10 protein-coding genes are annotated in these 12,159 nt (G+C 40.7%); 1 reads left to right on the forward strand and 9 read right to left on the reverse strand.

Annotated elements, in window-relative coordinates; genetic code table 11:
• The first annotated feature begins 682 nt into the window (after nt 1-682).
• Nucleotides 683-1,744 (forward strand): oxidoreductase, encoded by a 1,062-nt coding sequence (locus tag H5185_RS18285; RefSeq protein ID WP_182742810.1) that lies wholly within the window; start codon nt 683-685, stop codon nt 1,742-1,744.
• A gap of 269 nt (nt 1,745-2,013) precedes the next feature.
• Here H5185_RS18285 and H5185_RS18290 read toward each other — a convergent pair whose 3' ends face one another.
• The 9 genes from H5185_RS18290 to H5185_RS18330 all read right to left on the reverse strand — a co-directional run bounded on the left by H5185_RS18290 (nt 2,014) and on the right by H5185_RS18330 (nt 11,740).
• The gene (locus H5185_RS18290) at nt 2,014-3,330 is read right to left on the reverse strand and encodes a sensor histidine kinase (RefSeq protein ID WP_182742811.1); all 1,317 of its coding nucleotides are present in this window, start codon (nt 3,328-3,330) and stop codon (nt 2,014-2,016) included.
• A gap of 2 nt (nt 3,331-3,332) precedes the next feature.
• A complete protein-coding gene (locus H5185_RS18295; protein WP_182742812.1) occupies nt 3,333-3,995 on the reverse strand; it encodes a response regulator transcription factor in 663 nt (220 codons plus the stop codon).
• Complete coding sequence (locus tag H5185_RS18300) at nt 3,995-4,261, reverse strand: PepSY domain-containing protein (protein WP_124015687.1); 267 nt, start codon at nt 4,259-4,261, stop codon at nt 3,995-3,997. Before H5185_RS18300 ends, H5185_RS18295 begins: the two co-directional genes overlap by 1 nt.
• Nucleotides 4,254-4,817, reverse strand: a complete 564-nt coding sequence (locus tag H5185_RS18305) for a diheme cytochrome c (protein ID WP_182722594.1) — start codon at nt 4,815-4,817, stop codon at nt 4,254-4,256. The genes H5185_RS18300 and H5185_RS18305 overlap by 8 nt, the downstream gene beginning before the upstream one ends.
• Before the next feature lie 67 nt (nt 4,818-4,884).
• On the reverse strand, nt 4,885-5,382 hold the full coding sequence (locus tag H5185_RS18310; RefSeq protein WP_182742813.1) for a DUF1924 domain-containing protein: 498 nt from the start codon (nt 5,380-5,382) through the stop codon (nt 4,885-4,887).
• Nucleotides 5,383-5,476: 94 nt separating this feature from the next.
• The gene (locus tag H5185_RS18315) at nt 5,477-6,058 is read right to left on the reverse strand and encodes a cytochrome b/b6 domain-containing protein (RefSeq protein ID WP_182742814.1); all 582 of its coding nucleotides are present in this window, start codon (nt 6,056-6,058) and stop codon (nt 5,477-5,479) included.
• Nucleotides 6,059-6,580: 522 nt separating this feature from the next.
• Nucleotides 6,581-9,664: an EAL domain-containing protein gene (locus H5185_RS18320; protein WP_182742815.1), complete on the reverse strand. Its 3,084-nt coding sequence runs from the start codon at nt 9,662-9,664 to the stop codon at nt 6,581-6,583.
• A complete protein-coding gene (locus H5185_RS18325; RefSeq protein WP_259396254.1) occupies nt 9,664-10,707 on the reverse strand; it encodes an extracellular solute-binding protein in 1,044 nt (347 codons plus the stop codon). Before H5185_RS18325 ends, H5185_RS18320 begins: the two co-directional genes overlap by 1 nt.
• Before the next feature lie 658 nt (nt 10,708-11,365).
• A complete protein-coding gene (locus H5185_RS18330; protein ID WP_182742816.1) occupies nt 11,366-11,740 on the reverse strand; it encodes a hypothetical protein in 375 nt (124 codons plus the stop codon).
• Between the last annotated feature and the right edge of the window lie 419 nt (nt 11,741-12,159).

The following is a 12,159-nucleotide window of genomic DNA, read 5'->3' on the forward strand; positions in this document are numbered from 1 at the left end:
TAACACGTTAGTACCTTGAGAGGTATCAAGCGTTTTTCTTGCTTACCTAAGGTAAAACCTCAATTTTTTTATTGTTAAATAAACTTATTATTTAGCAATAGTCTTGTTGTTATCATGTTTCCAATATCATCCATGAGCATTTAAATAAGTCGATTTACCTAACTTGTATGCCTGTGATTATTCATATGTTACGACACTTTATGGCATACAGCGTCTGACCGAGACAATGACTCCTTTAGTATAGACTTAAATTTTAAAACAAGAGCAAGCAATCGAATTTAAACCATAAACCTCATTAATTGATGTTTATCGACTTTTGATTTTGAGTTAATTAAGTCGTTAATGTGATGTGGTTCAGTGTGATATGGGCTTTAAGTCTTTGTGGGAATGGGGCTGATATAAACGATTTCTTTTTATTTACAAATTTAGCACTGCGGCACAAGTTTTAGCTCAAGGGGATGACTTCTTTGTTGTGCGTTATCGGATGCTGATCAACGACAACCTGATGTTAACATTGCAACAGCTCCCTAGTATGGATGAGAGTTTTGAGTATCGATTTAAGTCATGGGATGTTATAAGTTGCATTCAGTGACAATCTAACAAACGACAATAGAACCGTTTCATTCTCGTCAGTTGGCGCGATATTTAGATTTATGCGGTTAAAAAATAGGTTAACGATAAAATGATAAAAGTTGGTGTAATAGGCTATGGATATTCTGCGAAAACATTTCACATTCCATTGATTGAATCGTCGGCATCTTTTGAATTAGTTGCAATCAGTAGTTCTCAAACAGAATTACTTAGGATGAAATATTCTGCTATTTCACTTTATGATAATGCACCTGCGTTAATCGCGGGTGCCGACCTAGATTTAATCATTATTACCGCGCCCAATAATGTTCATTTTTCATTGGCAAAATTATGTTTAGAAAAAGGCATTAATGTTGTTATCGAAAAACCTATGGTGACCACAAGTTTACAAGCGATAGAGTTAATTCAGCTTGCTAAGGATCGCGGTTTATTATTGTCTGTTTTTCATAATCGGCGTTGGGACGGCGATTTTTTAACTGCTAAAAGCCTTTTGCAACAGAATCGATTTGGTAGTGTACGATTCTTTGAATCTCATTTTGATCGTTTTCGCCCCACCGTTCGGCCAAGATGGCGAGAACAACCAGGCGAGGGCGCTGGTATTTGGTTTGATCTTGGTGCTCATATCGTTGATCAAGCTATCTGTCTTTTTGGTTTGCCAGAAGCTCTGACAGCAAGATGCTTACCGTTAAGAGAAGGATCGCAAACGACGGATTACTTTCATGTGATACTCCATTACGAAAAACTTGAAGTCGTGCTGCACGCGAGTTCATTTTCAGCAGCTCCAAATATGCGTTTTCGTATTGAGGGTACGCAGGGAACATATGTTAAATACGGTTTAGATCCTCAGGAAGAGCAATTAAAAACCGGTATTACTCCAAATGATCCATTGTATGGTGTGGAAAAGGCCGCCAACTATGGCCGTTTTTACGGTGAAATTTCGGGCGATACTAGTGGCCAAATTAGGGAAACCACAGTCGAAACAGTCAATGGTTGTTATCAGCAATATTATGCCGAAATAGCACAAGCAATCACTTTAGGTGGTCCTAATCCTGTTGAACCAAATGATGTCGTCGAGGTGTTACGGATACTTGAGTTAGCGGAAATAAGCAGTATGAGTGGTAAAACAATGCTCATGCCTAAAGTTAATCGTTAATCTTTTGGATTCACTTGTGTCTATGATGAGCCTAATAGCTTGCTCTACCTCAAACCGAGGTTAACATTGATTTGGCCATCACAGTGTCAATTATCATCCACATTAGAAAAGGTGATCTTTGGTCATTGTTGATTGCTGTACTGCGTTCTACATTGCTGCTGATACCACAGTATTAAGCCACCACAGCACCGATAATCACTGTTATGGTGCAAGTGTTTTTTGTCAGCCGTCAGCTTTTTCTCATCATTCATTAACCTGGTTAGGCCCATTTAGGTGTGGATGGGGAGAAAGACGCTTACGGTTAATCCGCCTTGTTTTACATGGCTAAAGTTGAGTTCGCCTTGATAGCTATCGACGATATCTTTACAGATGGACAGACCCAAGCCGTGGCCTTGGATACTCTCATCTAGCCTGACTCCACGATTAATAATCATAGATAATGCCGCATCTGAGACTCCCTCACCATCGTCGCTTACCTCAATGAGATAGCCAGCTTTAGGGATACTTTGCTGCTTGATCTGTATTTCAATATTTTTATTGGCATGTTTGCAGGCGTTATCAAGCAAATTACCCAGCAGTTCGAGTAAATCGTCGCGATCAAAGGGCATGACTAAACCGTTATCGTAGTGGCTTAGAATGATCTGCTGGGGGTAGATGCGCAACATCACTTGGATAAGTGGCGCGAGATCATCATCTAGAACGGTAAAGCGGCCAGGCATAGAGAGGCCAACAATTTTAGTGCGCTTGAGCTCCCGCTCTATAATGTGGTGCAGGTTTGATAATACCTTGCTGCCTTGCGCTCTTTGTTCCGGTGGCAGACTTTCTAGATAGGACTGCAACCCTTGCAGAGGGCGTTTCATTTCATGAGCTAAGTTACCAAGGGCATTGCGGGATCGTTGTACTCGCTGACCCAACTGATTAACTAAGCGATCTATCTCTTCAATCAGCGGAACTATCTCACTCGGCATGTTGCCAGGATTAATTTCTTGCCCTTGGGTACGCATCTGCCTTATGGCTTCAGGCATCTGTTCTAAGGGTCTAAATCCGCGTTTGAGTAGCTGATTTTGTGCAAGTAATAGAATAATAATCGTGAGTAATACCGCCGCGCTGGCAAAGGCTAAAAAGTGTACTTGAGTTTGTTCAAGGGCGCTGATGTCTTCCGTTATCCAAAGGATAACTAATTTATCGTTCTTGATAATCGCTTGACTGAATATTAACCAATGTTCTTTGCCCACAAATTGGCTGGCTTGTTGTTGCTGACCTGCTTTTAGAGCGGGAATACTTATTTCATGGTCGAATAAGGAACGCGATCGCAGAGTTTGCGTGCCAATCTGAATGGCAAAGTAATGTCCTGAATTTACCCTATGGTAGACATTGGGTAAACGGTCTGAGGTGAGCGACCAAGTGGTATCAGGATGTTGTTCAAGTGCGGAGATCAGACTGTCGGCATCATGTTGCAGGCGCGAGGCGACAAAGTCTTGAGTTAATATTTGGATACCCTGATACAGGAAATACAGTAATAACACCATAGTAAAGGTAAGAGTGATCAGTAAGTTACGGGTAAGATATCCTTTGAGTGAATACACGCTTATTGCTCCTTAAGCCGATACCCTTGGCCACGACGAGTTTCAATATAATCTTTGCCCAAACGTTGACGTAAGCGATTAACATATACCTCAATAACATTACTGTCTTTGATATGTTCCTCCTCATATATGCGCTCACTTAGCTCTGTTTTAGAGACTATTTTGCTTGGATTGACCATCAAATAATGCAGCAGGCGATATTCAATTTTAGTCAGCTCTATCACTTCACCATCGCAATTAGTCACGGCTTGTTTGTCGACATCAAGAGAGACGCCTGCATGTTGTAATACATTATCGGCACGACCAAAATGACGGCGAATTAATACTTCGAGCCTTGCGAGTAATTCTTCGACATGAAAAGGTTTGCCTAGGTAGTCATCTGCTCCCGCTTTGAGACCATCAACACGCTCGTGCCAGGCATCACGCGCGGTGAGGATAAGTACTGGCATGGCTAAACCTTGTCGTCGCCATTGACTGAGAACCTCTAAACCTGGCTTGCCGGGTAAGCCGAGATCGAGGATCACGGCTTCGAAGTTTTCCTCCTCTCCAAGAAAAGCCCCATCGATACCATTATCTGCATGTTCGACTGCATATCCAGCCTTGTTAAGGGCGGGAATGAGGCGAGCGACTAGATCGGTATCATCTTCAATAAATAGCAAACGCATTAGTCGACCTTTTCTTTTAACCACTCGCCGGTTTTGGCGTCAATCTTGATCTCATACACTATGCCATCATCGCGTAAAATTTCGAGTTCGTAGATGATACGTCCATGTTTTTGCTCAACTTCTAGGTCGAGCAATCGGCCATTTAATCGTGATTCATAGCGTTGCATTATGCTGTCAAACGATAACACTTTGCCTTCTTTTACCCACTCTACTACTTTGCTTGAAAGATCATCATCGTGAGCATCACAGCTTGAGCTGCTAATCATCCCAACGGCCAAAACCAGGAATATTAACGGTATCTTCATTGAATACGCCCTTCTCTGCGAGGTTGTGGCAATTACTGCATTGACTGAATGAGCCGACTTTAGGGTTATCTTGTACCATGCGTTTAGGGATCTTATCGTGTTTACGAATAAAAAATGCCTGCTCGGTGATTTTTTGCGGCCCCATGCCTGCTATTAATGGCTTACTGTTTTTTAGCACTTTACCATTTTTAGCTGCATGTAGAAGCAGATACTCCTCAATTCTAGCCGTTGCTTGAGGGTCTAGGCTGGCGTTATCACCAAAATGATCCTCAAGATTAGCTGTGATGGCGCGCCATTTTTCTGCAGGTAATAAATTGGCAGGGTAGGCCATGTGGCAACTGCCACATTCGGCGCTATATTCCACATTCTGTGGAATTCCCCGCCCTCGGTTATGGTCATCGTCGGCATATCCTGTGCCTGTTAGAGTCAGGCTGATACCGATAATACCAATGGCTAATGCGGCTGCCGTAATCGATGAACCTGCAATCCAGCTTATCAGATGCGTTTGCTTTGTCATGATATGTTCCTTTGTTCGCTGTTGTCTTTAATAAAAATAATGATTGTTTATCACTGGTTAATCTTTGTTATTGCTGGCTTAACCAGAGTAAAGCATCGCCTTTTTCTTGTGCTGTACAGTCGCGTTTGAAGGTCCAATTACAGTTACGAGTAAACCATTTTTCTATTTTTGCTGTGTCTGTTAGACGAGCTTGTGTGATAGATGGCGCCATAGGATCAATCATCTTACGGGTATTTTGGTGCATGCCCATTTCGCTGACTTTAGCCGTGTGGCAGCTAGTGCAGCTACGACCATCCATTTCCTTCATCCATAATGTTTGTCCCGCTGCCGCAGAGAATGGCCCTGCGCCTCGGGATTGATAGTTTTGCAGTTGCCTGCCAATGCGCTCGGCACTTAAGGGGAGGCTATCCACTTTACTGTTAGCGGCATTTACACCAAAGCTGGTGAAACTAATGCTCGTGATAGCAAGGCAAGCAAGGGTTAAACTTATATTGCTCAGCATTAAGGCCGATATCTTAACTAGATTAAGCTTTTGGCTAATGGTGGGTTGAGTCATTGTGTTCATAGGGCATTCCTTTTGGGTTAAAAATGTCAGGTTGACGATGAAAGCTCACTATATGAGTACTTTCTATCTCAAAAATAGATTGATTAAATCAGTGTTACTTTTCTAGTGGACGGTGCTTTTTGCCGGTAATCATGGCTCTGATTAAGTTTTCTTTGTGGAGCAAGCTGCTGACTAGCACGCCGCCGACATGGATAACCACTAAGAACACGGTAAAGTTGGCAAAAAACTCATGGACTTCTTTTATTGCGCCTTCTGGCCAGGTGGCAAAAAAGCTGGTGGCTAATGGCCCATATCCATCGGTGGCGTATAGGGCCATTCCTGAAAATCCGGTGATGGCGATACTGATTATCAAGGTGATGATCATCAAGGCTCCTGCTGGGTTATGGCCGACATAATCTTTGGCTTTACCAGTGGCAAGTGCCTTGACATAAATTAAGGCGTTTTTAGGCCGAGTGACAAAGTTACTGAAGCGCGCATGATGAGTTCCAATTACACCCCATAACAAGCGAAACACCAGCAGGATTAAAATGCTGTAACCTGCGTAGCTGTGGATCGTCATCCATTCATCTTCGCCCTCTGTGAGGTACGCTAAGGTAAAAAAGCCAACGAGTGACCAATGGAATACGCGGATCAACACATCCCAGACTTTAATGGTTTGCAGTGTATTTGATGACATAATGTGACTCTCCTAATTGTGGTCTAGGAGTAGGTTACTGAACCCAAACTTAAACCTCGCTTAAATTTTCAGAAGGTCAAAGGAGTTGCTTTAAGCTGAAATGATATGAGCCCAGCGGGCTTTATGATTGATTAGCAAAAACGTTGCTGTTGAGCTTTATGGTTTCGAACAACCAAATAGCAAGGATGTGCAAACACTTGTTGAGTGGGGATTGTCACTTTGAGGAATATAAATATTGAGCACCCTATTAATAGGGTAAGGCAGAATCATTATTGGCTAACACAGCTTGTATTCATGTCGATGGCGGTAGATTGTTATCACTGTTTATCACTGTTTATCACTGTTTATCACTGTTTATCGATTTAAAAGATGGTTTCTTCAAAGCAATAGCCTAGTTTTCGCCAACAAGGTTATTTCAGCAAAGCAGAACTGCTTACTGTCAATCAAGCAAATGAACCGTGGCAATGGCAATAATGGGAGCCACGCTATAAGATTCTGGCCCCATGGTTTTGTTGAATAGACTTAATGCTTTGTCAGATACTGGTTAAACATTTTTAACGGCAAGGGTTTACTAAATAAATATCCTTGGTAGTTTAAACAACCTTTGTTAGTCAGTAGTTCTTTCTGTTTTTCTGTTTCAACGCCTTCAGCGATCACCTCTAGATTTAAACTATTTGCCATGGCAATAATGGTCCGCACAATTGCCCTGTCATTGGGGTCATTTTCAATATCTTGAATAAATGATTGGTCAATTTTAAGCTGATCCAGGGGTAAGCGTTTCAGGTATTGCAAGGACGAATATCCGGTACCAAAATCGTCGATAGAAAATTTGATCCCCCGCGCCTTAAGAGCGGTCATTTTTGTAATTGTATCTTCCATATTTTCCAATAAAATACTTTCTGTAAGCTCTAGCTTAAGTTTCTCTGGGTTAATATTCGCCTGACTCACGATAGTTAATACATTCTCAACAAATGCTGGAATGCCCATTTGTCTTGCACTAATATTCACGGCCAAGGTCAAATGAGCTGATTTCGGTTCTAATGCCCAAGTTGCAAGTTGCTGACAGGCTGTTTCTAAAACCCAATCTCCCAAGGGTAAAATCAAACCTGATTCTTCCGCAATAGCAATAAACTCTAAAGGTGAAACAATACCTCGATCCGCAGTATTCCAACGAATTAGCGCTTCAGCTCCCGTTACAATACCCAATGAGTTAATCTGAGGCTGATAATAAAGTTCAAATTGTTTTCCCTTGCTAATGGCTTCGCGTAATTCGGTTTCAATACGAATACGCGAAATAAGATGGGCCTGCATGTCGGGGTCATAGAAAAATAGCGCACAGCCACCTGATTTTTTAGACTGATACATAGCAATATCAGCTTGCTTAAATACTTCATCAGCATTTTGATGGTCAGCACTTAATAATGTAACACCAATACTAGGGGTTATAAGATATTGATGAGACGCAAGTTGGTAGGTTTCTGACAATGAGTGGAGAATTTTTTTGCCGACAACTTCCGCTTCTGACACCGCGACAATCGCTTGTTCACTGAGCCCTTTAAGCATGACCACGAACTCATCACCACCTAAACGAGACACGGTATCACTCTCTCTTACACAAGCTTTGATGCGACTTGCAACCTGCTGTAATAATAGGTCACCCATATCATGGCCTAATGAGTCATTGAGCGCCTTGAATTTATCTAAATCAATAAATAAAAGAGCGGCTTGCTTTTTACTGTGTACTCTTGCCGCGAGCTCCTGATTTAAACGGTCGAGTAATAGGCGCCTATTCGGAAGCAGGGTCAGTGAGTCAAAAAAAGCCAGATTATTAACTTCATCTTCTGCATACTTTCGTTCAATTGACACACTGGTTAAGCGAGCTGTTCTCTTAATGAGTTCGATATCATCTGCAGAAGGTGTCGCCACTTCACGGCAATACATTGCAAAAGTACCTAATGTTAAGCCTGATGAAGAGATAATAGGCTGAGACCAGCATGAAGCTAAGTTTGCCTGTGTTGCCAGTGCTTTATAATTACTCCAAAAAGGATGTGTCTGAATGTCTTCAACAATGACCAGTTCTTTAGTGAACGCCGCAGTGCCACAAGAGCCAACACCTATGCCAATTTCAACCCCTTCAAGCGCTTCATTATAAAAGTCAGGTAAGTTAGGGGCGATCACTTTAATAAATTTTTTACCGCTTTTATCAATCAACAGAATGCTGCAAATAAATTTTTCTTTTAGCCCCTCGATCCCTAAGACGATCGATTCAAGAATATCATCTAAATTTTTATTTTGGGCCAATAACTCTAATGTATGTGTATGGAATTTATCATAAGCTTCAATTTTTTCTCGCTCGTGAATCTCGTGATTGAGTTGAGTATTTTGGTCATTAAGACTCGTTAAATGAGTCAAAATACCTTCTTGCATACTGACGATACTATTTGCCAGCAGCCCTAGTTCATCTTGCTTATAATTTGAGAGTCGAGTCACCTGATTTGTCTCACTAAACCGACGCACAACCGCGACCAAGTTCTTCAGGGGGCGCACAAATATTCTCGCCACTATGAGTGAAATAATAATACCGAGAAAACTCAATCCCAGAACAACCCGCAGGCCTGTTTCAGTCAAAATGTTCGTTTCAGATAAAGCAAAATCAATCGGCACAGTTAACCCGATAATCACAAAGCGATTACCGGTAGATTGACTAAAAGGAATACTGGTAAATCCACCGATACTTTCAATATTATCAAAACCTAGCGTTTGGCGAATCGTGACGGCTTGTACGCCAGAATTAATAATTTGATCAACCGGCTCAAAGGTATCTTGTACTAAAAATTGTCGTCCACGATCAAAACCAAAGGTTTCTAGTCTATTTGGATGAATAAGAAAATCACCTGTCTCATTAGTCAAATACAGTTGATACTCTTCAGACATATCTGACTTCAATATGCTAAACATCAAATTCAAGTCGACATTAATGACAATCACCCCAATGGCTTTGCCTTTATCATCAATAACAGGCGATGCCACCTGCAATGTCGGTTGGCCTAATCCAGCATGAGCCCCCCGTTCATGATTAATGAAAATTTTAGAAAAGAACACTTCGCCTTTATTCAGTTTTAAGGTTTTATAGACATAAGGATAATGTTGTTTTTCTTGTAGATGGGGTTGAGGGATCACAACTAATTGGCCATCATCCCGATCAACCCTAACCATCTCGCGCCCATACTCTTGAGCGCCAATTAATCTAACTTGAAAATATTCAGGGTAAACCGACAATAAACTTTTGAAATTATCTGACAAAGATTCTCGAGCAATAACTGAGGCATTATCATGACCAAATGAATCGTCTACTAACTTAGTATTTGCCAGAACTCTGGTTTGGTTAGCCGCCTCATTAGCCATCGAATAAAAACGTCGGCCGAGAAGTTTTGTGGCATCAATCATTCCTTGCGTTGCTTTATCCGATAAGATATCGCGGGTGGCATTAAAGGTGAAATAGCCTGTAGAAGCACTGGCTAAAATCCCAAACAGGGACAGCAAGATGGTAAGTTTAATCGCAATGCCAAATTTAACAGGCTGATTATTTGATGACACTGCAGCCATTAAAATTCTTCCGGCATTTCGCCAGAGATAATTCTATCCCATAGCAATTTACGTTTATCCATATTTTCGACCCGCTCCAACCAGATGAGTTTATCCGACGCTGTTAACCCTTCCGGTTCTTCAAGCGTATTTGCTAAGCCTTGTCTTTCTGATAGAGCATGGCTCACCTTTTGTTCTAATAGGAAGTTAATCCAATTCTCCGCTAATGTTTTATTTTTAGCATCTCGAGTAACAGACCAACAGTCTAACCAAGCTAAAGCGCCTTCCTTGGGGATAACATAGCCAATATTAGCTTGAGTTTCTTTGAGCATTTTGACTTGTTGAGAACCATAATTGGCGAACATTAATGCAATATGGTTTTCGTTAAATAGCAGCGTCGCTTCTTCCGGTTTTTCATAGTAAGTCAAAATATTTCTACGCAAAGCAATAACTTGCTGGGTCACCAGGCCAAACTCTGAATTTGGGATCTGAAAAGGATTTTTTAAACCAAGCGATAACGCAGCAAACGAAAAGTTGTGCTCACTGCCCGCATACATCAATACTCGGCCTTGATAACGTTTATCCCACATTATCGAAAAAGAATCAGGAGGCTGACTAAACTCATTTCGATCATAAATAAGACCCATTTCTGAATAGGTGTAGGGAATGGCATATACTTTGCCGTTTCGGATCAGACCCGGTATTGAAGAAAGGTCGCTAAAACGTGGCAATTGATTTTGACTATTGGGGATATTAGATAATGTTAAGGGGACGCTAATACCCTTATCAATATAACGTTGTAATTGGGCAGTATTGACAGCAAATACATCAAATTTATCCCCAATACCTGCATTTAACCGATTCCACATAGTGTCATCAGATTCAACCAAGGTGACATTAACCTTAACCTGATAACGCTGTTCAAAAATGTTAACTAAATCTGGATCTGCATACCCAGGCCATGCCAATACACTTAATGTATCTTCAGAATAGGCAGCAAGGCTAAAACAAGCAGATGACAGGAATATAATAAAGCAACGCATTTTTTTATACGTATTAGACATCTAACTACCACCTGATGTTGAAGCATTTCAACATTAATAATACAAGGATTTGATGCACTTAGAGAAAGTATTTTTTGCTTAAATAATGCTACTGAATAAAAATTATATTCTATAGACCTAGGATAGTAGAAAAGTGGTAATTAGCAGCACGATAAATAAAAATAACTTACCAGGATTATATCAAGTGTTTAGCAAACGGGTCTTTAGCATGTGAAGCGATGAAAACAATTTTTTCATTCTGCAACTAGATTGTTGATGAGATCGGTAAACCTAATGTTAAGCTCAAGCCAGTCTCTGCCCTGAGATATCAATGTTACTCATCATGGTATTGTGGATTGTGTCGATGAAGATGGAGTCGTTAATTTTATCCTGAGGCCGCTGCTGGTTGTTGTTTTTCGGCCAAAGGTATGACATTGATCTTGCCCAGCCTTAACACCATTGCTCTGAGGTTTTATCTATAGTGCTGGTGATTATTTTATCGTAATGATCTGCACCATGGGACAGAGGCGCAGCACAATATTATGGTGGGGCTAAGCCATGTTGCTGGCGAATAAATCGCCTTGATGATTGAAATCGGCAGAACTAGGATAAAAGATCAAAGACATGGCAGTATGTTTGGCATGATTAAGTCAAAGCATGAGCACTGAAGCTTGAGGTATTATTGCCCCTTGGTCGCTTTGATGGTTAATCTTTCTTGATTCGATAAACGGATTTGAATCCCGTCAATAGTGGTAATCTTCTCTGCTTCAATATCTTTTTTACGGACTTTGTAACTTGCTGTCATCGCTTCTATGGGGGATGAAATTGTTACATCAACCACAGTGTTGTCGTCATACAAACTCCAGCCCCAATAACCTGCAGTTGCTAACATCGACATAGCAATCATTGCGTAAATAATTGCCCGACTAAAAAAGGGATATTTTTCTGCTTCAGCCATAGCAGCGCTGCGACTGACTTTATTACCTCGACCGCGACGTAAGTAAACAATAGCGCCAATAATCACTAATAGTGTGACTAGAATTTTTGTCAGCACGTTATCTTCCTCTTATCATTAATTCACCGTGATTATACCGTGTTTTGATTGATTTACCGTTATCTAGCACACATCAATTGTGTGACCCATATAAACGCTAACAGTGCTGGTATATCGACACTATGGAATTTATGCATAACCATTGTTGAGTTGATTTTTTTACTGCTTTCTTTTTTGTATATTAGATTGATGAAATGTCTAAACCGTGAGGATATATTATAGGGTAATGGAGGATAGAGTTCGTCTCTAATACTACTCATACTTATTTTATTATCAAAGAATATTTCAGCATGTTTAATCATCTAGCGAATAAATGTTTTTATAATGAAAATTGATTCTACTCACATGGTTTTTTGAGTAATTTTTACATGATTTAATATAATTACCTGTAAAAAATACAAAGTTAAATGTATTTAGGT

Origin of the sequence: Shewanella sp. SG44-6 (assembly GCF_014164185.1) — a bacterium.
In the GTDB taxonomy this organism is placed as follows: domain Bacteria; phylum Pseudomonadota; class Gammaproteobacteria; order Enterobacterales; family Shewanellaceae; genus Shewanella; species Shewanella vesiculosa.